Here is a 23550-nt window from a genome sequence, read left to right as displayed (position 1 = left end):
TCTTTTGTAATATAAACTTCACCTATTGCTCCTCTTAAGGTTTCAATAGGTGTTTTTATTTAAAACTATTTCTAACGTTTCAATAGCTTATTAATCAAATTTGTAATGTCTATAGATAAATTAAATCGGTAGACAACAAAACCATAAAACACACTTAATAACAATGATTTTAAGGCGATATTAATTACAGGATGAAATGGGAATTCCCAAAAGTAAAAACAGAAGCCGCAAACAGTAATTAAAGCTAAAGTCTTGTAGGTGTTTTTTGTAAATGGTTGCATATTAAATTTTAAATACACAAAAATAACCTTGATTGTATTATATAAAAATATGGTAATACAACTCGCATAAGCCGCTCCATTAATACCAAACTTCGGAATAAAAAGAGTATTTAACAGCACAGTTGAAATTGCTAATAAAACGCCCAAAAACAACACGACTCGGTAATAATCACTATTAAACAGAATCGCATTATTATTACCTAACGCATTATCAGATAATTTCGCTAACCCAATAACAAGAACGATAAGGAGCCCGTTTGTATAGCCGTCTGCCATTAAAACATATAACTGATTGATATTTGAAATAATGATTAGAAAAATAAATCCACTAATTATAAGCAGACTTAACGCACTTTTTTGGTAGAGTCTTTTAAGTTCGACCTTATTACCATCATTTAGCAATTTTGCCGTTAGCGGATACGTTATTTGGTGCATAGAGCGCAAGGGCACTCCAATAACTGCTGCAATATAAATGGCTACGCCATAAAAAGCCACATTTTCTATAGCGACATATTTACCAATCATAAACTTATCAATCTCTAAAATGATATTAGCGACCGAACCCGCAATAATAATTAAAGACGTGTATTTTAATATTCGAGATATCCCCTTAAGTTGAATGTGCTTTATAGACGGAAATCGTAAACTATAAGCATACAATTTCATTATTATCATTCTCACCACATATACCGCTACAATCGCCTGAATTAATTCCTGAGTATCTAAGTAACCAAAATACAACAAAAGCAATAAAACAGTAGTGCACCCCCTATGAAACACTTCTTTCATAAAATTACCAAACACACTTTGCAACTGTACTTTGCTCCACGCGTAAAACACCTCGAAATAAGCAAAAGCAATCGCTGTGATAATAATATACCACGTATAATCGCCCACAATAGGATTTTCTTTAGAAATCCAATCGCTTACAATATCGAAAGCAATAAAACTGATACCAATGGCCGGAATAATAACAATAAAAGGCAACAACAGCATTAAGGTTAAAAAACCGTTTTGGGATTGCCGTGTTTTAAAAGAGGAATAGAATTTTACAATGGTATTATGTACGCCAAACGCCATTAGTGGCATCATTATATTGGCGGTAGATAAAATAAAAGTTATCACACCAAAATAGACAGGATCTATAAATTTGGTAAATAAAAACAATACGTTAATGGCGCCTATTCCAAATCCTACATAGGTAATTACCGTGTTTTTAATAGATTGATTAACGACTATTCCCATTATAAAAGTTCAGCTAAAGATTTGGTTACATTTCTTCGACTGTATTTTTGTAAACCAATCGCCTGGGTTTTTAAGTCACCCCTTTTAAAGGCCTTGTAATGTGTTTTAATTGTAGATTTTAAAGCCTCGTAATCGCCGTAATTAAAATAGCTCCCAGTATTGGTTTCTTTTAAAATATCCTCCACGTCGCTATCAATGGGGCCAATAGCAATTATCGGTCGCTCGGAAACCATATACTCAAATAACTTACCCGGAATAATCGCTTTTGTTTCGTCGGAATCAATTTCAACTAATAACAATAACTGTGTTTGTTTTTGATGCACTATGGCTTCATTATGAGAAACATAACCCACATTATTTAAACAATCATTTAAACTATACTTACTAATAGATTGTACTACAGAATCACTTACAGCGCCAACCAGTTTCAACTGAAAATCCGATTTAAAGTCTTTATCCTCATTTCGTAAATCGTGAAGTACTTTCCATAATATTTCTGGATTTCTTTCTGATAAAAAAGATCCAATATGCGCCAAGCTAAACTTAGAGTCCCTAACGATAGCTTGGGGTTTCTCGACATCATAACCATTAGTTATGACGGTTATTGGTTGTTTGGTTAGTTGCTGAAATTCTTTTTTTGTGTTATTACTCGTCACAATTATTTTATCGGCAGTAGTAAGCACCTGCTTTTCTAAATTTTTATGTTTTTTCTGAGAAGCTTGAGTGAGTCTTAATTTTTTATGATACCCGATCGACGTCCACGGATCGCGAAAATCGGCAATCCACTGTACGCCAAGATTTTCTTTAAGCTGCAAACCAATTAAGTGTAGGCTATGTGGCGGTCCGCTAGTTATAATAGTGTCTATCTTATAATCTGAAATATAAGTAGACAGATACGCCACAGAAGGCTTTATCCACCCTTTTCTGGCATCGGGAATAAAAAAATTGCCGCGAACATAAAGCATTAGCTTCTCTATAATCCCTAATTTTTTATTCTCAGGAATAATACCTTTACTTATGGTTTTTGATTTATTAGACAGAAATCCTGCGAACTTATAAGGCTCTTTTATAGGCTGCTTAAGCACTGTTACTTCATCTGATACTTCAGATAATAAACTTTCATCTACAATGGGATAATTGGGGTTAGATGGGCAATAAACGATAGGTTCAATTTGAAATTCGGGTAAGTATTTTACGAATTTCAACCAACGCTGAACACCAGGCCCTCCTGCAGGTGGCCAATAATAGGTGATTATAAGTACCTTTTTATTCACTTAATTTCTTTCTGTTTTTAAACTCATAAAACAAACCACCCAGTATTAATATCGCTAAAAGAACAGACGATGCTAACGCAATACTACTTCCGGTTTCTACCACTTGCGGTTCAAATTTAAATTCTATAACACTTCTTCCTTTTGGTGTTTGCAGTCCGCGTAGCGTATAATTTACTTTATGAATAGGTTTTAATTCTCCATCTACATAAGCGTTCCAACCTTCTTTATAATACATTTCTGAAAACACCGCAAACCCTTCATTTAGGTTCTTAGAGTCGTATTTAATATAGTTTGGCCTATAGTCTAAAACAGTTATAGACGCTAAAGAATCTACAGTAAAAGCACTTTCTATAGCTTCATTAGTTGTAATTGCTATTGCTTTATTATCTAATTTATTTAACGCTAGTATTTCTTCGTCTGGAGATGCAACAGATTTTACCTGGCTAACAAACCAAGCATTCCCATTGGCATCTTCATTAGTAAAGACAGCGGTACCTTGCTGTTCGTCTGGTACAATGATATACTTTGCATTAAGCATATTTAGTACGTTAATATTATTCTGAGAAATATAAAAGTCAAAAACCTCGTTGTAACGCTTTAATTTTGCAGCGTGATAACCAGTTAAGGAATTATGGAAAAACGATGCTCTAGCCCCGCCAGACGCCAAATCGAACACTCTATAGTGAGATGTGTCTTTAAGTATTTGTAAATCGGAGGTATTAGGCTGATATGGCTGTTCTACTTTATTTGCAGACACAAAATTATCGTTATTAACATAGCGCCTATCTACGCCCACTAAATCAAATACAATTAAGACTGCAAAAACAATAATAACTTTAGTTTCGTTTAATTTTTTCTTTAAGAAGAAGAAAATCGTTCCTGCTGAAAGCAATACTAATATTAAGGTTCTTAGAGTATCGTTTGTGAAGAGTATTTTTCTATCTTCCACTAAAGCACTAGCAAAATCTAAACCATAATTTTTACGAAACATTTGATCTCTCAAGCCTATAAAATCAAAAAATACTGATTTAAAAACTAAAAACACCACGGCTAATCCCGCAGTAATTCCTACAGAATATTTTAAAGCTTTCAGTTTTTCTTCATCACTATTAAAAGCGTTGAACAGCTTCACCAAACCGAAAATTCCTAAAATTGGAACACATAATTCTAAAATAACTTGAACAGAACTTACGGCTCTAAACTTGTTATATAAAGGCATATAATCGATAAATAAATCGGTTAATACACCAAAATTCTTTCCGTAAGATAATAACAGAGATAATACTGTACCACCTACTAGCCACCATTTTAAACGGCCTTTTACTAGAAATAAAGCGAATACAAACAAGAAAACAATAACAGCTCCAACATATGCTGGCGCTTCAACAATAGGTTGATCTCCCCAATACATTGGTGCGTGTTTCACCGCTTCTTTAGCTTGTAACGGACTCGCTCCTAACCCTAAGTATGCGTCATAAAGATTTGAATCTTTACCGATATCCTCCCCCATTCCTCCTCCCATAAAGCGAGGAATAAATAAGTTGAATGTTTCTAATTTACCATAGCTATATTCGGTAATATATTCAGTAGTTAATCCTGAAGACGCTGCTTCTTTTTTAGAGCCGTCCGCGTTAATAGTTAACGCACTAGGACCACGTGTGCTTTCTTTTACATATTCTTGCGTCGCTAAAAGCCCTGTAGCATTCAAACCAATAGCAACAACAAGCGCCACCGTTAAAATCCCTACCGATTTAAAATAATGCGGTAACACTTTTTTGCGATACGCATCTACTAAATAAGCGACTCCTAAAACAACAACCAACAGCATCAAATAATAGGTCATTTGATAATGATTTGTCACTAATTCTAAGCCTAACGCAAGTGCTGTAATTATAAAACCAACAATATATTTTCGTCTAAACGTAAGAATAATCCCACTTAAAACCAGCGGAAAATACGCAATGGCGTGCGCTTTAGAGTTATGCCCGACGCCTATAATAATAATTAAATAGGTAGAAAAACCAAAGGCCAAAGCGCCTAAAGCTGCCAGTTTATAATTGACTTTTAAACTGAGTAACAGAATATAAAACCCTATAAAATAGAGAAAAAGATAATCGGCAGGTCGCGGTAAAAACCGAAGTGCCAAATCTAATTGTTTAATGTAGTTGTGCGGATATTTAGCTCCCAGTTGGTAAGTTGGCATTCCAGCAAAACCACTATTGGTCCAATACGTTTCTTGTCCGGTTTCGGCTTTAAATGCTTTGTGTTGCTTAGCCATCCCCTCATAATGCACAATATCACTCTGTAATATTTGTTTACCTTGCAATACGGGACTAAAATAGGCTAATGATAAAATAATAAACCCTACAAACACTAATAAATGTGGCAGGATTTTTTTAAAAGAAACGTGCATAAAATGTGTTAAAACTATGAGCTTGAAAAATACTCATATTTTTCGAGATTATTCAAATTTGAAATTGAAAATAGTTTTAAAAGGTAAAAACAACTGAAGATAAAGCCTAAGCGTTAATCTACTTCCTCATAATCAACATATTCGCCAACATTTTTATTAGACGTTGAATTTTGCGGCATTTTGTCTATTGTGATTTCACCTTCTTTTTCTTTAGTTTGCTGTTTTTGTTGCTTCTGCTGATTAGCAAAATCCTTAAACTGAGCACCGAATTTTTCTTGCACTTTTTTAGAAAAATAGCGCATTATCATCGGTGCAAATAATCGAGATACTATTTTATAACCGTAATAAAATAAAAGAATAAAAAGTATAGTTTTTAAAATTCCCATATTATAGATACTTGTTGGTGTAATTTTATTAAACACAAAAATACAATACTATGAGAGTAATTTCAGAATTAATTCCTTAAAAAAAATATAAAATCTCTATATTTGGAGCAAAACCCAATACCTATGTCAATAAAGAAGTTTTATGCGCTTGCACTTCTCTCTATTGCAAGCTATACTTTAAATGCTCAATATACAGAAGTTATTAATTCTAACCGGCCTGGCGTATCTCGATCGGCATTTTCTGTCGGTACTAACGTCGCTCAGTTAGAAATTGGCCCATATATGATTAAGGAATCGCACACACCATTAAAATATGAAGTGTCTGGTTTTGGTATCGATTTTGCTGCGAGATACGGTTTTTTATTACCTCAACTAGAACTTAATATTGAAGGAACCTACCAAAATGATACGTTTAAAGACAGTCGCTCCATTATTGCACTAGACACAAAGCGATCTAATTTCAAGAACTTGGTAATCGGGGCTAAATACCTGGTTTACGACCCGTATAAAAATGCGAAAGAAGAAAAACCGAATATTTTTAGCTATCACGCCAACAGAAAATTTAAATGGAATTCTTTAATTCCAGCAGTTGCCGTTTATGCAGGTGCTAATTTCGATTCTAAAGACAACCCATATACTGCGCCTGGCGTAGAAGGCATTAGCCCTAAAATAATGGTGTCGACTCAAAATAATTTTTCCAGTGGTTGGGTATTAGTTTTAAACTTCTCTAAGGACAGAATTGGAACAGACTATTCCGATTTCCAATATATTGCCACCGTAACAAAATCGATTACAGATCAATGGGTTTTATTTGGTGAAACACAAGGAATCCAGAGTGATTTTTATGCCGATAACCTATTCCGTTTTGGAGGTGCTTATTTGTGGGGAAGAAATTTTCAGTTAGATACCGCGGTAACTTTCAATACGAAAGACACACCTTCCGTTTTTGGTGTTAACTTTGGAGCCTCCTACCGATTCGATTTTCATAAGGATAAACTGGATAATGGAACGTCTGCAGAAGATGAAGCAGAACGTAAAGCCAATAAGAAAAGACAAAAAGACAATAAAAAAGCTAATCGCTCTTCTGAAAAGAGAGAAAAAGAAACTCAGGTTATCGATTTCGATGATAACTAATCGCTACTAAACTTATATGATTACAGTAAAAAAAATCGACTCAAAACAAGGCTTAAAAGCATTTGTGAAATTTCCTTTTTCTATTTATAAAGATTCAAAATATTGGGTTCCTCCTATTATATCTCAAGAACTTGAAACATTTGATAAAAACAAAAATCCTATTTTTAAGGATGCTGATGCCACTTTCTTTTTAGCTTATAAAAATGATAAAGTAGTCGGTCGTATTGCGGCAATTACAAACTGGCTTGAAATAAATAACCAAAACCAGAAAAAAATGCGCTTTGGTTGGTTCGATTTTATAGACGACTTGGAGGTTTCTAAAGCGTTAATTAATGAAGTGAAAGCCTTGGGAAATCATCACGATTTGGAATACATGGAAGGCCCTGTAGGTTTTTCTAATTTAGACAAAGTAGGTGTTGTTACAGAAGGTTTTGATCAAGTTGCTAGTATGATTACATGGTACAATCATTCTTATTATGTTAACCATTATGAAGCTTTAGGTTTTAAGGTCGAAAAATCGTACTCCGAGAATAAATTTCCTTTTAAAAACGTACATCCCGATTACTTCTATAAAGCACAAGAACTTATTAAAAAGCGTTATAAACTGCGTGCTTTAAAACTCACTACGACTGAAGAGGTTATGCCATATGTCGATAAAATGTTCGATTTATTTAATTCCTCTTATTCGCAACTATCGTCTTTTGTAGAGATTACAGATATTCAAAAAGAATTCTTTAAGAAAAAATTTATCAGTTTTGTAAACCCCGAATATATTAAATTTGTTGTTGATGAAAATGATGAAATGGTAGCATTTGCTATTGTTTTACCTCGATTTGCAAAAACACTTCAACAGATAAACGGAAAATTATTCCCTTTTGGTTTTTTAAAATTATTGAAAGCTAAAAAAGAAAGTAAGGAAGTGTTATTCTATTTAATAGGGGTAAAACCAGAGTATCAAAATAAAGGAGTACACGCCGTTATTTTTAATGAGTACTATAATACATTTACCGAAAAAGGTATTGAGACGTGCTATAGAACGCCAGAACTTGATGATAATGACGCTATATATAAGATATGGAAACACTTTGATGCCAAAGTAATTATAAGACGTAAAACGTTTAGAAAAGAATTATAAGACGCTACAGTGGGATTTAAAACGGATAGATTTACTTGAAATAAAAACAAAAAAAATCCGATTCAAAAATGAATCGGATTTTTTTTACTTTATATAGTGTCTATTCTCCCATCGCTTTAATTAGATCGGCAGACATACGTCTATAAGTACCATTTACTAAGCGCTCTCTAATCGCTTCGAAAGCATCTAAAGTCTCTTCAACATCTATAAGAGTATGCGTTGCTGTTGGTATCATTCTTAATAAAATCATTCCTTTTGGAATTACGGGGTAGACAACGATCGAGCAGAAAACGCCATGGTTTTCTCTTAAATCTCTTACTAGCGCCATTGCTTCCGGAATACTACCCTCTAAGTATACTGGTGTTACACAACTTTTGGTTGTACCTATATCGAACCCTCTTTCTTTTAAACCCGATTGTAATGCATCTACAATTGTCCATAGATTTTGTTTTAATTCGGGCATTGTTCTTAGCATATCTAAACGCTTCAAAGCACCCACTACAAGTTGCATTTGCAGCGATTTAGCGAACATTTGAGAACGTAAATTGTATTTTAAATAATCAATTATTTCTTGATCGGCAGCAATAAATGCACCTGTACTAGCCATTGACTTAGCAAACGTTGCAAAGTATACATCAATTTCATCTTGAACACCTTGCTCTTCTCCTGCTCCGGCTCCAGTTTTACCTAACGTTCCAAATCCGTGAGCATCATCAACAAAAAGTCTGAAATTAAATCTCTTTTTTAATGCTACTATTTCTTTTAAACGTCCTTGCTCTCCACGCATTCCAAAAACACCTTCGGTAATCACTAAGATACCGCCGCCTGTTTGTTCTGCCATTTTGGTAGCACGTTCTAAGTTTTTTTCTAAACTTTCAATATCATTATGTTTATAAGTAAAACGTTTACCCATATGCAAACGCACACCATCTATAATACACGCATGCGCATCTACATCGTAAACAATAATATCATCTTTAGCAACAAGTGCATCTATAGTAGACACCATTCCTTGATAACCAAAGTTTAATAAATAAGCCGCTTCTTTATTTACAAATTGGGATAATTCATTCTGTAATTTCTCATGAAGATCTGTATGCCCCGACATCATTCTAGCTCCCATTGGGTAAGCCGAACCATAATCTGCCGCTGCTTCAGCATCCACCTTCCTTACTTCAGGATGATTTGCTAAACCCAAGTAATCGTTAATACTCCACGTTATTACATCCTTTCCTTGAAATTTCATTCTGTTAGAAATCTGTCCTTCTAATTTTGGAAAAACAAAATATCCTTCAGCTTGTGCAGCCCATTTCCCTAATGGCCCTTTGTCTTTGTATATTTTTGCGAATAAATCTTTCATTTAATGTATTATCTTAGTTTAGGTGATGCGAAATTAGGCATTTCTACCTTTTTTGCATAATCTTTTTACATTCTATTATTAACAACACAATAACCCGACTAATTTTCTTTATATAGTCAGCTTTTCATTTTGTATTATGTTTCAGTTATTTAACGTATTGTATTGTTTGCGCAGCTTCTTCGTTTTGACTATCGAAAAACCCTTGTTCGTTCATCCATTTATCGCTGTATACTTTACTCATATAGCGCGACCCGTGATCTGGAAAAATAACAACAACAACATCGCTATCTTTAAATTCGCCGGCCTCGTTAAGTTGTTTTACTGCTTGCATCGCCGCTCCAGAGGTGTAGCCTACAAATAACCCTTCTGTGGTAGCTATTTCTCGTGCAGTATGCGCACTCGCTTCATCTGTTACTTTTACAAACTCATCGATAAGATCGAAGTCTGTAGCTGTAGGAATTAAATTTTTACCTAAACCTTCAATACGGTAAGGGTAAATTTCTTTTTCGTCAAATTCGCGTGTTTCGTGGTATTTTTTTAATACAGAACCGTAAGCATCGACTCCAATAACTTTTACGTTAGGATTTTGCTCCTTTAAATACTTAGCCGTTCCAGAGATCGTTCCTCCTGTTCCGCTACACGCTATTAGGTGCGTTATTTTACCATTTGTTTGTCCCCAGATTTCTGGCCCGGTACTTTGGTAATGAGCTTCACCATTTAAAGAATTAAAATATTGGTTAATATAGACAGACCCTTTATTTTCTTCGTGTAAGCGTTGTGCCACTTTGTAATACGATCTTGGGTCGTCGGCTGCTACATTTGCGGGACAAATATAAACCTTAGCTCCCATTGCTTTAAGCATATCTATTTTGTCTGGAGAAGACTTAGAACTTACTGCCAAAATACAGTCGTATCCTTTTATAGCACTCATCATAGCAATACTAAATCCTGTATTTCCAGATGTTGTCTCTATAATTGTATCTCCAGGTTTTAAAATACCCTCTTTTTCTGCTTGCTCGATAATATATAAAGCAATTCTATCCTTAGACGAGTGTCCTGGATTAAACGCCTCCACTTTCGCTAAAAAGCTACCTTTACAATTAGAAGTTATTTTTTTTAGTTTAATTAAAGGTGTGTTCCCTACTAGGTCCAACACACTATCATAAACATTTTTATTATCGTCCATAAATATTTTTTACAGGTTACTTTCAGTTAGATAAATGCAACTTAAACCCCGCTAAATTAAGCATTTTTTTTTTAATGCTTAATTCCTTCAAGATCTAATAAAAAGGCATATTCTAAAGCGACCTCTTTTAAACTTTCAAAACGCCCTGATGCACCACCGTGACCGGCATCCATATCAATAGAAAATAATAATTTATTAGTATCCGTTTTTAACTCTCTTAATTTCGCTACCCATTTTGCTGGTTCCCAATATTGTACCTGAGAATCGTGTAAACCTGTAGTCACTAACATATTTGGGTACGCTATAGCTTCCACATTATCGTACGGTGAATACGATTTTATATACTCGTAATATGCCTCTTCATTTGGGTTCCCCCATTCGTCATATTCTCCGGTTGTTAAAGGGATTTCGTCATCTAACATCGTGGTAACTACATCTACGAAAGGCACCGCAGCGATAACGCCATTGTATAATTCTGGTTTAATATTAACGATCGCTCCCATTAACAATCCGCCAGCACTTCCACCCATTGCGTATAAATGTTGGGGAGACGTATATTTTTCATCAATTAAAAACTCAGAACAATCTATAAAATCGGTAAAAGTGTTTTTCTTAGTCAGCAATTTACCGTCTTCGTACCAATTTCTACCTAAATATTCGCCCCCTCTAATATGAGTAATCACATATATAAATCCGCGATCTAATAAACTTAAACGAATGGTAGAAAAATAAGGATCTATCGTCGCACCATACGAACCATAGGCATATTGCAACAGTGGGTTGCTACCGTCTAAAACGATTCCTTTTTTATACACAATAGACATTGGTATTTTCACACCGTCTCTCGCCGTTGCCCAAACACGCTTAGATTCGTAATTATTTTTATCGAAAGTATCGCCTAGAACTTCTTGCTCTTTTTGAACAATTTTCTGACGCGTTAAAAAATTATAATCGATAACAGAGTTAGGATCTGTAAGCGAATTATAACTATATCTTAAAAAGGTATTATCAAAATCGGGATTATTTCCAATGCTTGCGGTGTAGGTTTCATTTTCAAAAGGTAAATAATAGTCCTCTTCTCCATTCCAACTTATAATACGGATTTGGTTTAATCCATTTTCACGTTCATTTACCACAAGATAATCTTTAAAAATCTCAAGATCTTCTAATAAAACGTCTTTACGATGCGGTAAAACATCTACCCAATGCTCTTTTGAAGTATTAGTTTCTAAAGTTTTTTGTAATTTGAAATTGGTCGCGTTGTCCTTATTAGTTAGCACATAAAAACTATCCTTATAATGTGCGATAGAATATTCTAATTCGCGTTCTCTTTCTTGAAACACTGTAAAGGTCTCGTCTGGGGTATCGGCATTTAAAATTCTATATTCTGAAGTTAGCGTGCTAGACGAACCAATAATTAAATATTTTTTAGATTTCGACTTATAAACGTAGGTGTTAAACGTATCGTCTTCTTCTGTAAAAACGAGAGTGTCGTTTGAAGCATCAGTATATAATTTATGCTTGTAAATAGTATCCGATCGCAAAGTCACTTCATCTTTTTTACTGTAAAACAAAGTCTTATTATCATTTGCCCACGTCGCGCTTCCGGTGGTGTTTTCAATTTTATCAGAGAACACTTCACGGGTTACTAAATTTTTAATCTGTAAAGTATATTGCCTTCTACTTACCGTATCAATACAAAAACTTGCCATTGTATTATCTGGACTTATAGAAATCCCTCCTAATTTAAAGTAAGCAAAGCCTTTGGCCATTTCGTTACAGTCGAAAAGGATTTCATCGTCGGCATCTAACCTGTCCTTTTTACGTAAGTAAACAGGGTAATCTTTTCCTTTTTCGTAACGCGTAATGTACCAGTATCCATTATACTTATAAGGTACCGAGGTATCGTCTTCTTTTATGCGCCCTTTCATTTCCTCGAACAAATCAGCTTGAAATTTCTCAGTATGCTTTAAAACTCCTTTGGTGTATGTGTTTTCGGCTTCTAGATAATCTATAACCGACCGGTCTTCACGATCGTTTAACCAAAAATAGTTATCAATTCTAACATCGTTATGTCTTTCTAAAATCTTAGGAATTTTATTCGCTATTGGTGGTTGCAATGGTGCTATATTAGTGCTCATAATTTTTAATTCAATGGATGCAAAAATAAAACTTCTAAACAAGAATTGCTGCTCATTTTTGATATATCTCTAGTTTCTATTTTAATACAAATCTATTTTATAAATTTGTAGTCTAATAACTTTAAAATCTAAAATTATGTTTGGTGATATTATGGGAATGATGGGTAAATTAAAAGAGACCCAACAAAAAGTTGAAGAAACAAAAACACGCTTAAATTCTGTATTAATAGATGAACAAAGTAGCGACGGCCTTTTAAAAGTAACACTTACCGCAAACCGAACGATAAAATCTATTGCAGTAGACGATACATTACTTAAAGATAAAGAGCAATTGGAAGATTATTTAGTATTAACCTTAAACAAAGCAATAGAAAAAGCAAGTGCCATTAACGAAGCCGAACTTGCTGCAGTTGCTAAAGACGGAATGCCAAATATTCCTGGTATGGACGGAATGTTTAAATAATTAAAATATAGATTATATAAAGAAAAGGAAGCTGTCGGCTTCCTTTTCTTTATGCTATTTACTGCTATTAATAAGCGGTGCTTACATCGTTCTCAATACTCTCAAAAGATAATCGTGCTGCTCATTTGTATAATCTAAATGTGTAACCAGACGCAATTTACCTTTACCCATAGCACTAATTTGGACATTTTTGGTGTTTAATGTACTTTTAAATTTTCGCTCCTCTTCTTCATTTTTTAAACTAAAAATAACAATATTAGTATCTACTTTTTCTACATTGCTTACTTGAGGCAGATCCTTTAAAACACCTGCTAATTCCTTTGCTTTTTTATGGTCTTCCACTAACCGTTCTCTATTATTATCTAACGCATACAGACCAGCCGCTGCCAAATAACCTATTTGTCGCATACCGCCACCAAAAACCTTTCTAATTCTTATCGCATTTTTCATTATATCCGCATCACCTACTAAAATAGATCCTACGGGGCACCCCAATCCTTTGCTTAAACACACCGAAATGGTATCGAAAATGCGCCCATAATCTTGAGGCGTTTCTTTTGTCTCGGCTAGAGCATTCCATAATCTAGCGCCGTCCAAGTGCAAACCTAAGTGATGCGTATCGCAAACCGCTCTAATTTTTAATATCTCCTTAAAATCCCAGCACGCGCCGCCTCCTTTATTAGTCGTATTTTCTAAAGCCACTAATCGTGTTAACGGGCTGTGGTAAAAGTCGGGCGGATTAATTGCCTCTTCTACTTGTTGCGCCGTAAACATTCCACGATGTCCATCTAACAAATTACAAGACACTCCGCTATTAAACGATGCACCACCACCTTCATAATTATATATATGTGCATATTTATCGCAAATTACTTGATCTCCAGGGTTGGTGTGCAACTTAATAGCCGTTTGGTTAGCCATCGTTCCACTAGGAAAAAACACTGCTTTCTGTTTTCCAAATAGTTTTGCTACTTTAGACTCTAACGCATTTACGGTTTCATCTTCGGCATAGACATCGTCCCCTACTTTTGCTTGCATCATAGCCTCCAACATTTCTTTCGTAGGCTTGGTTACCGTATCACTTCTTAAATCTATTATCATCATTAAAAATTTAGAGTATAAAATTATAAAATAACTCGGTAATTCTTTTAGGTTATGACTTATAATTCTAATTTTGTTTAAAACAGAAAATAAATGATAACATCCGATCAAATTAAAGATCTTTCATCCCGCCTTACAGCGCTAAGGCAATATCTTTGACATAGATGCCAAACGTATAGAAATTAATAATGAAGAAGAGCAAACGTTCGATCCTAATTTTTGGAATGATTCTAAAGCTGCCGAAATCATTATGAAGTCTCTTCGGAATAAAAAACAATGGGTTCAAGAGTATGCTAAGTCTAAAACTTTAGTTGAAGATTTAGAGGTGCTTTACGATTTTTATAAAGAAGAGGAAGCCACTTTAAAAGAGGTTGAAGCTAAATTCGAACACGCCCAAACTGTTATTGAAGATTTAGAATTTAAAAACATGTTGTCTGAAGAAGGCGATAGTTTAAGTGCAGTGCTACAAATTACAGCTGGTGCTGGCGGTACCGAAAGCTGCGATTGGGCGCAAATGCTAATGCGCATGTATTTAATGTACGCCGAAAAAAACGGATTTAAAGTTAAAGAACTAAATTTTCAAGAAGGCGATGTTGCCGGTATAAAAACAGTGACTTTAGAAATTGAAGGCGATTATGCTTTTGGTTGGTTAAAAGGTGAAAATGGTGTACACCGTTTGGTACGTATTTCTCCTTTTGATAGTAACGCAAAACGCCACACAAGTTTTGCATCGGTGTATGTGTATCCTTTAGTCGATGATACTATTGAAATAGACATAAACCCTGCAGACATAGACATTACAACAGCTCGTTCTAGTGGTGCTGGAGGTCAAAACGTAAATAAAGTGGAAACTAAGGTGCAATTAACGCATAAACCATCGGGCATTCAGATTTCTTGCAGTGAAACGCGCTCGCAACACGATAACCGATCGCGAGCTATGCAAATGCTAAAATCTCAACTTTACGAAATCGAACTTCAAAAGCAACTGGCACAACGTGACGATATTGAGGCCGGCAAAATGAAAATTGAATGGGGAAGCCAAATTAGAAACTACGTGATGCATCCTTATAAATTAGTAAAAGATGTAAGAACGGCTCACGAAACCGGAAACGTAGATGCAGTTATGGACGGCGATATTTCGGCATTTTTGAAAGCGTATTTAATGAAGATGGGGCAACAAGAAACCGAGAGTAACATCTTATAATTAGCAACACTATAATTATACACCGATTATGATAAAAATATACCACAACCCTAGATGTAGCAAATCTAGACAAGGCTTAGAAATCTTAGAAAATTCTGGAAAGGAATTTGAAATTATAAAATATTTAGACACCGTTCCTAACGAAAGTGAATTAAACGCCGTAATTAAATTACTAAATATTTCAACTTTAGAACTCGTAAGAAAAAACGAAGCGGTTTGGAAAGACTCCTACAAAGATAAAACGCTAACCGATAGCGAAATTATAGCGGCAATGGTCGCACACCCTAAACTTATAGAGCGGCCCATAGTTATTAATTGCAAAAAAGCTGTTATTGGACGACCACCCAGTGCTATACTAAAAATAATTTAATTTAAAAAAAGCTGCAAAATTTATACATTTGCAGCTTTTTTCTTTTAACAAATCTTTAACCAAACACGATTAAACCAATCTTTAATTTTGCTGTCTTACTCACTAAACCTATCGAAATTAAAACAAAATAATGCAAAAAGTATTTTTATCATTTATTTTTATTGCCCTCTTTTCAACAACAAGTTGGGCGCAAAATAAAAGTAACAGCGAAGTTATTGTCTCAGGAAAAATTCAAGACAAAGACACGAAAACACCTTTAGAATATGCTACTGTAGTGTTAAAAAGTAATATTCCGGGCAAATTAGCAACAGGAGGTATAACCAACGAAAATGGAGAATTTAATTTTTCTGTTGAAACAGGAACCTATACCGTTTCGTTTGAGTATATAGGCTTTAAAACACAAGCGGTTGCCGATAAAATCATTACTAAAGATATTAATTTTGGTATAACATATTTATCCGAAGATGCCCAGGCGTTAGGCGAGGTTGAAATTATTGCTGAAAAAACAACCGTTGAAATAAAACTGGATAAAAAAATCTATAACGTAGGAAAAGATTTAACCGTTCGCGGTGGTACTGTAAGTGACGTATTAGACAATATCCCTTCGGTTTCTGTAGACGTTGAAGGTAATGTCGCTTTACGTGGTAACGATAACGTACGCATTCTTATTAATGGTAAACCCTCTGGTTTAGTAGGATTAAATTCCTCTGAAGCCTTACGTCAATTACCAGCAGAATCTATAGAACGCGTAGAAGTAATTACGTCCCCATCTGCACGATACGATGCTGAAGGTACTGGTGGTATTTTAAATATTATTCTAAAACGTAGTAAATTACAAGGTCTAAATGGTGCCATTACTGCCAACGCAGGTTATGCACCAGCTGCCGGACTCTCTGGAAATATAAACTATAGAACTGGAAATATAAATATTTTTAACACGACAGGATATAGCTACCGAGAAGTGCCGGGACAATCGACAACGTCTAACCGTTATTTTAATAAAGATTATGATGCCAACGGAATACTTATTGCCGATAATCCAGACACCTATTTAGATGAAAGTAGCGAATACGATAGAATAAGAAAAGGATTCAATACGAATTTTGGAGTGGAATGGTATGTCGATGATTCTGCGTCATTAACAACCTCTGTTTTTTACAGAAATAATGATAATGAAAGTAATACCGCTAATACGGTACAACGTTTTGATGAGAATAGAAACTTAACATCCACTAGTTTACGTTTAGATCCAGAATTAGAAGATGATAAAACAATTCAATATGCTTTAAATTTCGATAAACGATTTAATGATAGCGGCCATAAATTAACTTTCGATTTTCAATATGAAGATACTCAGGAGAATGAAAACTCTTTAGTTAACACTAACGGATTAATTTCTGAAAAAGTAGGTAATTTAGAAGATCAACAACGTATTTTATTACAAACGGATTACGTGTTACCTATTGGCGAAAAATCGCAATTCGAATTAGGATACCGTGGAAACTTTAATAACACCACTACAGATTACTCGGTTGCTTTTTTAGACACCGACACCAATACGTTTGAGAGTAGTTCCGACTTAACAAACGTCTTTAAATACAGAGAATACTTAACTGCTGTTTACACTCAATTTGGTAGTAAAATAGGAAAATTTTCTTACCTTTTAGGTCTGCGTTTAGAAAATACTCAAATTACTTTAGACCAACCAACCAGTGGAGATTTTAGTAAGAAAGACTACACCGGCTTATTCCCAACTGTAAATTTAAGTTATCAATTAACCGAGAAAGAAAGTGTAACCTTAGCCTATAGCAGACGTTTAAGAAGACCTTGGTCATTTTTCTTAAACCCGTTCCCATCGCGCTCTAGTATTACGAACGTGTTTCAAGGAAACCCGGACTTAGACCCGAGTTACTCCGGCCAAGTTGATTTAGGTTACATAAAACGTTTTGGCAAATTTACTTTCGATACCTCTGCCTATTACGCACACGCCACAGATGTCTTTAACTTTATAAGTTACGATTCAGGAAACACCGTGTTAATAGAAGGTGAGCAAGTACCTGTTATTAACCGTGGTCCTATAAACTTATCAACGGAAGATCGTCTTGGGTTTGAATTTACGCTAGGCTATCGTGCATCGAAAAAATGGAACATTAACGGAAACTTTAACTTTTTCCAGAATGAAACTGAAGGTATCACACCAAACGGTTTAGATTTAAGTAATAAAAGTACGAGTTGGTTTGCAAGAATTAACAATAAATACACATTGCCAGGTGGCGTAGAATCTCAAACACAATTATTCTATAGAGGCCCTAGTGAAGATGCGCAAAATACTAGAGAAGGATCATTCTCTACAAATTTAGCCTTTAGTAAAGATGTGTTCAACGAAAGAGCTTCTATTTCCTTTAATGTGAGTGATTTGTTTAATAGTAGAAAACGTGTTCAAACAACAACAACGCCTACGTTTTATGCAGAGAGCGAATTTCAATGGAGAGAACGTAGTTTTAACTTATCGTTTACTTACAGATTTAATCAGCAAAAAAACAGACAGGAGCGCCAAAGAAATTCAAATGGTGGTGGGGAAGAGTTTGAAGGCTAATCGCCTTAATACAATTAAATACTAAAGAATTACTATAAATTCTTATAAGGATTACCAACACATATTAAAACCTGAACAGTAGAATTACTGTTCAGGTTTTTTGTTTTGTGGGTTTTTAATTGCAATCCGGCTTGTTGGCAATCTATACACCAATTTGATTTGCAACAAAGTGATTAAATTTAAGATAGAACTGTATAGCTAGAGAAACTTTAAGGCTCTAATTCTTATTTTTATGGCACGTTTAACAACCGTTTAAGGCAAACCTCAGTCCTGAAAAAGTATGCCTCTCACGCTAGAACATAAAAAAAGGGAAACTGAATAGTTTCCCTTTATAAATATATATAATTTAAAAATTAAGCATCGCGCTTAGCTTTCTTTTCATCTCTAATTTCTTTTAAGCGCTCCATAATACTTCCACCAATCCAGTAAGGAATAATAAAAGCTGTTAAAAATATCATTAACCAAAACCCTATGGTTAAAATAGTTACGAATGCTAAAAAGCCTAAATATTGGTCAAATTCGAACATAATTGATTGTGTCTTGTTTTATATGTAAAGCAAAGATAAGATAAACTGCTTTTTTAAACAATACAAAGTCAATAATTATTAACAGATTTTGTGAAAGGCGCTAAAAATTCTAGTTTAAAAAAAAAGAGCCGTCCGGTTATAGCGCCTTTTAGTGGTCTTAAAATGATACTTTTTAAATTTAATTAGACCACTACTCTATGCTTCAGATTATAGGGTCTCATTAATTAATTGTTTAAATACACTAGATTTTTTCAGATGAAGAAAGCCCTCTCTAGTTTTACATTTAACTTTCAATATATAAAATCGTTACCTTTTTTGAAACGGGATAAATTCCGAAGAAAAAAAACTGAATAGTGCTAAATATCTTATGTTTGTAAATAATAAATGCACTTAAAATTGTAAATTTGTGGGACTAAAATAAACCACAAATTATGGAATTTAGAATAGAAAAAGACACAATGGGCGATGTAAAAGTGCCTGCAGATAAACTTTGGGGCGCACAAACGGAACGCTCTAAAAACAACTTTAAAATTGGTCCAGCAGCCTCAATGCCCTTAGAGATTGTTCACGGATTTGCTTACTTAAAAAAAGCGGCCGCTTATACAAACTGTGAACTTGGCGTTTTATCTAGCGAAAAAAGAGACTTAATTGCTACTGTGTGTGATGAGATTTTAGAAGGTAAACACGACGACCAGTTTCCATTAGTCATTTGGCAAACGGGTTCTGGTACGCAAAGTAATATGAACGTGAATGAGGTGATTGCAAATAGAGCTCACCAATTGGCAGGACATGTGGTTGGTGAAGGAGAAAAAACGATTCAGCCAAACGACGATGTTAACAAATCGCAATCGTCTAACGATACCTTTCCAACAGGAATGCATATTGCTGCCTATAAAAAAGTAGTAGAAAACACGATTCCTGGGGTTATTAAATTAAGAAACACCATCAACGAAAAAGCAATTTCTTTTAAAGAGGTTGTAAAAATTGGTAGAACACACTTGATGGATGCGACACCTTTAACACTTGGTCAGGAATTTTCTGGTTATGTGGCGCAATTAGACTACGGCTTAAAAGCTTTAGAAAACACATTACCACATTTAAGCGAAATTGCTTTAGGCGGAACCGCTGTTGGTACGGGATTAAACACGCCAAAAGGATACGATGTTTTGGTAGCGAAATATATCTCGGAATTTACAGGGAAACCTTTTATTACAGCGCCAAATAAATTTGAAGCTTTAGCGGCTCACGATGCTATTGTAGAAACGCACGGCGCATTAAAACAATTAGCCGTATCATTAAATAAAATTGCTAACGATATTAGAATGATGGCTTCGGGCCCAAGAAGTGGTATTGGTGAGATTAATATTCCAGCAAACGAGCCAGGTAGCTCTATTATGCCAGGAAAAGTAAATCCTACACAATGTGAGGCTTTAACAATGGTTTGTGCACAAGTTATGGGTAACGACGTTGCTGTAACTGTTGGTGGTATGCAAGGACATTACGAACTTAACGTCTTTAAACCTATGATGGCTGCAAACCTTTTACAATCTGCTCAATTAATAGGTGATGCGTGTTCGAGTTTTAACGCGCATTGTGCTAGCGGAATTGAGCCAAACTACGATGTCATTAAGCAGTTATTAAATAACTCTTTAATGCTTGTTACCGCTTTAAATACTAAAATAGGATATTATAAAGCAGCTGAAATAGCTAACACAGCACACAAAAATGGTACAACCTTAAAAACGGAAGCTGTAAACTTAGGTTACGTTACTGCTGAAGAATATGACGAATGGGTAAAACCAGAAGAAATGGTGGGGTCACTTAAATAATCGACTAGACTATTATATTAAAAGCCAAAATGCATCACTGCATTTTGGCTTTTTTAGTTTCAGTAAGTTTCGTTTATTTTAAGAGGCAGACGAAGGTTACAAAGCGACATATCTTGTTTACATATTCTATTCTCTTTAATAAGAAATTGAAACTATAACCTTGTTTTTTAACTCTTGACTTCTGACTCAAAAATCTGTATTCCATTTTTATTGTACTGTTGTAATGATCACCAAAAACCCACCTTCAAACCCCTAGAAACTCTTCTATTTGTCTTATATTTGAGGTATGAAAAACGCATTAAACAATTCAAAATATAACATTATTGCTATTATTATCTTCGAAATAATTACGTGTAGTATTTCGTTTTCAGCAAATTTTAGCGACCATAGTATTATGTCGACGATTATTAAGTGGACACCAGCAATAATCGGTATTTCTACCCTTTTTGTTTATTTTGTTTCTAGACTTTTCATCAAGAAACTGAACTGGATTATTACGATTTTAGGAATTATTCTAATGTTATATGCGGCACTCACTATCTATGGTACCGATTTTTCACAAACGCTATAAAACAGTTATACACTATGTCTATATTAATAATTAACATACAAGAACTTCTTCAAGTTAGAGAACCTAATGTTTTAAAGGTTTCTGGTGAAGAAATGAAAACACTTCCAACATTACAAAACGCTTATTTGTTAATCGAAAAAGATACGATTATAGATTTTGGCACAATGGATAATTGTAAAGGTATTACAGCCGATACCACCATTGATGCGTCAGGAAAAATCGTTATGCCCACCTGGTGCGATTCTCATACTCATATTGTTTACGCAGGAAATCGCGAGCAAGATTTTGTAGATAGAATTAATGGATTAAGTTACGCGGACATTGCTAATCGCGGTGGCGGCATTGTAAATTCTGCCGAAAAATTACAAAACACTACCGAAGACGCTCTTTACGAACAGTCTGTAGGGCGTGTAAAAAGCGTTATGAAATTAGGAACTGGAGCATTGGAAATTAAATCGGGTTACGGACTAACAACCGCGGCCGAAATAAAAATGCTACGTGTTGTACAACGTATAAAAAACGATTTCCCTATTAAAATAAAAGCGACTTTTTTAGGCGCACACGCTTTACCAAAAGAATATAAAGAGAATAAAGACGGTTATATTGATTTAATTATTGATGAAATGCTGCCAAAGATCGCTGAAGAAAATTTGGCAGATTATGTCGATGTTTTTTGCGAAAAAGGCTATTTCTCTTTAGAAGATACCGAGCGTATTATGGAAGCTGGAAAAAAATACAATTTGGTCTCTAAAATTCACGTGAATCAATTTAATGCTTTTGGTGGTATCGCTTTATCTGTAAAACACAACGCGTTAAGTGTAGATCATTTAGAAGAGTTAAATGACGATGATATTGCTGCTCTAAAAGGAAGTAATACCATGCCAGTGGCCTTGCCATCGTGCTCTTACTTTTTAAGTATTCCATACACACCTGGCCGAAAAATCATAGACGCTGGTTTACCGCTTGCCTTAGCCTCCGATTATAATCCGGGGTCAACGCCGTCAGGAAATATGAATTTTGTAGTTAGCACCGCATGCATAAAAATGAGATTAACACCAGAAGAAGCTATTAACGCGGCAACAATTAATGGTGCGTATGCCATGGGGATTTCTAACGCTTATGGCAGTATTACAAAAGGTAAAAAAGCAAATTTAATTATTACAAAACAAGTGCCTAGTTATAACTATTTGCCCTATTCGTTTGGAGAAAACTTGATTGAAAACGTTATTATAAATGGAAAATTACTAGAATAGCTTCTGCCCCACTTTACATATTAAACACTAGATTCATATAAAAAAAAGACCTAAAACTAACGCGTTTCAGGTCTTTTTATTTTATGCTTTATGGTTGTATTGTACTATCTATTTCTTTAAATTAAAACAATTATTTTAATATAAATTGAGAACTAGAAACTAAATCGGCACCATTAAAAACGTTTACTCTATAACGTCCTTCCTCGAAATCGTTATCTGTTTTATTTATTATAAATTCGCAAATATCTAAGTTAACGTCTTCATAATTAAATTTACTAATTACACTATAGTTCAAAATATCTTCACCAAAAGTAATTTGTTCATTCGCACCTAAAATATTGTTTTTAGGATCTATAACTTGTACATACAACTCTTTATCTCCTGCTTTTACTAATTTATTTTTAGCCACAGTAAAACAGATTCTTAGTTTATCGCTACGTCTTGCACGCTCAGTAGGAATTAACTTTCCCGATGAACGTTCGATAACACCAAAACCTTTCAAATTTAAAGCGTTTAAAACGGACGCATTCTCTACGACATTTGCTAGTTCTGTATTTTGCATTAATAACGAATCGGTAAACATTGTACGTTCTTCTAAACGTACTTTAGTACTGTCTAAAGAAGAAGATAACAATACATTACGCACCTTTAATTCATCATTTTCGGCTAGAACAATATCCATTTCTTTTTGTAAAGCAATATACTTGCTTTTGTAGCGCCAAAGGCTTTTAATATTGGTTTCAGACACCTTTAGCGAGTCGATTAAACCATCAATTCTAGCTTTAGCTTCGACTAAGTTCTGATTTACCACCCTGCTTTCACCCATTGCTACCTCATATTGGGCAGACATTGCGGTTAAATCTTTAAGTACAGTTGCTTTTTCTTCCGTTAATTGTTTTTCCGTCTCTTTACTGTTTTTGTACAATGAAGATGAAAAGATACTTAAGCCAATAAAAAGTACAATAGCAATTCCTAAAGCGACTTTTAAGCCAGTATTTGCTGTATTATTTGTCATAATGAAATATTTAATATAGTTTAGTTAGTGATAAATTTAATGAATTAATACGCTATCTTTTTAAGG

19 protein-coding genes are annotated in these 23550 nt (G+C 34.5%); 9 read left to right on the top strand and 10 right to left on the bottom strand.

Annotated features, from left to right (window positions below; genetic code table 11):
* Window positions 1–71: 71 nt before the first annotated feature.
* From ES677_RS05740 to ES677_RS05725, 4 genes are all read right to left on the bottom strand, one after another.
* On the bottom strand, window positions 72–1526 hold the full coding sequence (locus ES677_RS05740) for an MATE family efflux transporter (RefSeq protein ID WP_148380709.1): 1455 nt from the start codon (window positions 1524–1526) through the stop codon (window positions 72–74).
* The gene (locus tag ES677_RS05735; RefSeq protein WP_148380708.1) at window positions 1526–2800 is read right to left on the bottom strand and encodes a glycosyltransferase family 4 protein; all 1275 of its coding nucleotides are present in this window, start codon (window positions 2798–2800) and stop codon (window positions 1526–1528) included. The genes ES677_RS05740 and ES677_RS05735 overlap by 1 nt, the downstream gene beginning before the upstream one ends.
* The gene (locus ES677_RS05730; RefSeq protein WP_148380707.1) at window positions 2793–5213 is read right to left on the bottom strand and encodes a YfhO family protein; all 2421 of its coding nucleotides are present in this window, start codon (window positions 5211–5213) and stop codon (window positions 2793–2795) included. Before ES677_RS05730 ends, ES677_RS05735 begins: the two co-directional genes overlap by 8 nt.
* 113 nt (window positions 5214–5326) lie before the next feature.
* Window positions 5327–5599, bottom strand: a complete 273-nt coding sequence (locus ES677_RS05725) for a DUF4834 family protein (RefSeq protein WP_148370215.1) — start codon at window positions 5597–5599, stop codon at window positions 5327–5329.
* Between the two features lie 123 nt (window positions 5600–5722).
* Between ES677_RS05725 and ES677_RS05720 the strand changes: the two genes are divergently transcribed.
* Both ES677_RS05720 and ES677_RS05715 read left to right on the top strand, forming a co-directional pair.
* Window positions 5723–6733, top strand: coding sequence for a transporter (locus ES677_RS05720; RefSeq protein WP_148380706.1), 1011 nt, complete (start codon window positions 5723–5725; stop codon window positions 6731–6733).
* Between the two features lie 16 nt (window positions 6734–6749).
* Window positions 6750–7868 carry a GTP cyclohydrolase gene (locus ES677_RS05715; RefSeq protein ID WP_148370213.1) on the top strand — a complete coding sequence of 373 codons (1119 nt, stop codon included), beginning with the start codon at window positions 6750–6752 and terminating at the stop codon, window positions 7866–7868.
* 100 nt (window positions 7869–7968) lie between these two features.
* Here the strand turns inward: ES677_RS05715 and ES677_RS05710 are convergent, their stop codons facing one another.
* From ES677_RS05710 to ES677_RS05700, 3 genes are all read right to left on the bottom strand, one after another.
* Window positions 7969–9228 carry an aminotransferase class I/II-fold pyridoxal phosphate-dependent enzyme gene (locus ES677_RS05710; RefSeq protein ID WP_148370212.1) on the bottom strand — a complete coding sequence of 420 codons (1260 nt, stop codon included), beginning with the start codon at window positions 9226–9228 and terminating at the stop codon, window positions 7969–7971.
* Window positions 9229–9373: 145 nt separating this feature from the next.
* Entirely contained in the window at window positions 9374–10414 is a 1041-nt protein-coding gene (locus ES677_RS05705) for a PLP-dependent cysteine synthase family protein (RefSeq protein WP_148380705.1), read from the bottom strand.
* Window positions 10415–10485: 71 nt separating this feature from the next.
* Window positions 10486–12555, bottom strand: coding sequence for a S9 family peptidase (locus ES677_RS05700; protein WP_148380704.1), 2070 nt, complete (start codon window positions 12553–12555; stop codon window positions 10486–10488).
* A gap of 136 nt (window positions 12556–12691) precedes the next feature.
* Between ES677_RS05700 and ES677_RS05695 the strand changes: the two genes are divergently transcribed.
* Entirely contained in the window at window positions 12692–13018 is a 327-nt protein-coding gene (locus ES677_RS05695; RefSeq protein ID WP_148370209.1) for a YbaB/EbfC family nucleoid-associated protein, read from the top strand.
* 81 nt (window positions 13019–13099) lie between these two features.
* Here ES677_RS05695 and ES677_RS05690 read toward each other — a convergent pair whose 3' ends face one another.
* Window positions 13100–14119, bottom strand: coding sequence for a threonine aldolase family protein (locus tag ES677_RS05690; protein ID WP_148380731.1), 1020 nt, complete (start codon window positions 14117–14119; stop codon window positions 13100–13102).
* Between the two features lie 93 nt (window positions 14120–14212).
* Here ES677_RS05690 and prfB point away from each other — a divergent pair.
* The 3 genes from prfB (at window position 14213) to ES677_RS05675 (ending at window position 18289) form a co-directional block, all read left to right on the top strand.
* A protein-coding gene (gene prfB / locus ES677_RS05685) for a peptide chain release factor 2 (protein WP_148370208.1) occupies window positions 14213–15323 on the top strand; the annotation gives its coding sequence in 2 pieces (ribosomal slippage) (window positions 14213–14275 and window positions 14277–15323; 1110 coding nt in all).
* Window positions 15324–15351: 28 nt separating this feature from the next.
* Window positions 15352–15693, top strand: coding sequence for an arsenate reductase (glutaredoxin) (arsC, locus tag ES677_RS05680; RefSeq protein ID WP_148380703.1), 342 nt, complete (start codon window positions 15352–15354; stop codon window positions 15691–15693).
* Between the two features lie 130 nt (window positions 15694–15823).
* Window positions 15824–18289 carry an outer membrane beta-barrel family protein gene (locus ES677_RS05675; RefSeq protein WP_148370206.1) on the top strand — a complete coding sequence of 822 codons (2466 nt, stop codon included), beginning with the start codon at window positions 15824–15826 and terminating at the stop codon, window positions 18287–18289.
* 353 nt (window positions 18290–18642) lie between these two features.
* Here the strand turns inward: ES677_RS05675 and ES677_RS15265 are convergent, their stop codons facing one another.
* Window positions 18643–18816 (bottom strand): hypothetical protein, encoded by a 174-nt coding sequence (locus tag ES677_RS15265; RefSeq protein WP_170234447.1) that lies wholly within the window; start codon window positions 18814–18816, stop codon window positions 18643–18645.
* A gap of 431 nt (window positions 18817–19247) precedes the next feature.
* On the opposite strand from ES677_RS15265, the gene fumC reads away from it, so the two are divergent.
* From fumC to hutI, 3 genes are all read left to right on the top strand, one after another.
* On the top strand, window positions 19248–20645 hold the full coding sequence (fumC, locus tag ES677_RS05670; RefSeq protein ID WP_148380702.1) for a class II fumarate hydratase: 1398 nt from the start codon (window positions 19248–19250) through the stop codon (window positions 20643–20645).
* Between the two features lie 286 nt (window positions 20646–20931).
* Window positions 20932–21216 (top strand): hypothetical protein, encoded by a 285-nt coding sequence (locus tag ES677_RS05665; protein WP_148370204.1) that lies wholly within the window; start codon window positions 20932–20934, stop codon window positions 21214–21216.
* A 14-nt stretch (window positions 21217–21230) separates the two neighbouring features.
* A complete protein-coding gene (hutI, locus tag ES677_RS05660; RefSeq protein WP_148370203.1) occupies window positions 21231–22469 on the top strand; it encodes an imidazolonepropionase in 1239 nt (412 codons plus the stop codon).
* Window positions 22470–22599: 130 nt separating this feature from the next.
* Here the strand turns inward: hutI and ES677_RS05655 are convergent, their stop codons facing one another.
* Window positions 22600–23484, bottom strand: a complete 885-nt coding sequence (locus tag ES677_RS05655; protein ID WP_148380701.1) for a chromosome partitioning protein ParA — start codon at window positions 23482–23484, stop codon at window positions 22600–22602.
* Between the last annotated feature and the right edge of the window lie 66 nt (window positions 23485–23550).

The sequence above is a fragment of the Bizionia gelidisalsuginis genome (assembly GCF_008086185.1).
GTDB lineage: Bacteria > Bacteroidota > Bacteroidia > Flavobacteriales > Flavobacteriaceae > Bizionia > Bizionia saleffrena.
This window is presented reverse-complemented; position numbering and strand designations above follow the sequence as displayed.

Bases quoted from the DNA above. Each gene is read 5' to 3' on its own strand.
- ES677_RS05675 (WP_148370206.1), top strand. From the start codon at position 15,824: ATGCAAAAAGTATTTTTATCATTTATTTTTATTGCCCTCTTTTCAACA.
- ES677_RS05705 (WP_148380705.1), bottom strand. From the start codon at position 10,414: ATGGACGATAATAAAAATGTTTATGATAGTGTGTTGGACCTAGTAGGG.
- ES677_RS05725 (WP_148370215.1), bottom strand. From the start codon at position 5,599: ATGGGAATTTTAAAAACTATACTTTTTATTCTTTTATTTTATTACGGT.
- ES677_RS05700 (WP_148380704.1), bottom strand. From the start codon at position 12,555: ATGAGCACTAATATAGCACCATTGCAACCACCAATAGCGAATAAAATT.
- ES677_RS05690 (WP_148380731.1), bottom strand. From the start codon at position 14,119: ATGATAATAGATTTAAGAAGTGATACGGTAACCAAGCCTACGAAAGAA.
- ES677_RS05715 (WP_148370213.1), top strand. From the start codon at position 6,750: ATGATTACAGTAAAAAAAATCGACTCAAAACAAGGCTTAAAAGCATTT.
- ES677_RS05730 (WP_148380707.1), bottom strand. From the start codon at position 5,213: ATGCACGTTTCTTTTAAAAAAATCCTGCCACATTTATTAGTGTTTGTA.
- ES677_RS05740 (WP_148380709.1), bottom strand. From the start codon at position 1,526: ATGGGAATAGTCGTTAATCAATCTATTAAAAACACGGTAATTACCTAT.
- arsC (WP_148380703.1), top strand. From the start codon at position 15,352: ATGATAAAAATATACCACAACCCTAGATGTAGCAAATCTAGACAAGGC.
- hutI (WP_148370203.1), top strand. From the start codon at position 21,231: ATGTCTATATTAATAATTAACATACAAGAACTTCTTCAAGTTAGAGAA.
- ES677_RS05655 (WP_148380701.1), bottom strand. From the start codon at position 23,484: ATGACAAATAATACAGCAAATACTGGCTTAAAAGTCGCTTTAGGAATT.
- fumC (WP_148380702.1), top strand. From the start codon at position 19,248: ATGGAATTTAGAATAGAAAAAGACACAATGGGCGATGTAAAAGTGCCT.
- ES677_RS05665 (WP_148370204.1), top strand. From the start codon at position 20,932: ATGAAAAACGCATTAAACAATTCAAAATATAACATTATTGCTATTATT.
- ES677_RS05710 (WP_148370212.1), bottom strand. From the start codon at position 9,228: ATGAAAGATTTATTCGCAAAAATATACAAAGACAAAGGGCCATTAGGG.
- ES677_RS05695 (WP_148370209.1), top strand. From the start codon at position 12,692: ATGTTTGGTGATATTATGGGAATGATGGGTAAATTAAAAGAGACCCAA.
- ES677_RS05720 (WP_148380706.1), top strand. From the start codon at position 5,723: ATGTCAATAAAGAAGTTTTATGCGCTTGCACTTCTCTCTATTGCAAGC.
- ES677_RS15265 (WP_170234447.1), bottom strand. From the start codon at position 18,816: ATGTTCGAATTTGACCAATATTTAGGCTTTTTAGCATTCGTAACTATT.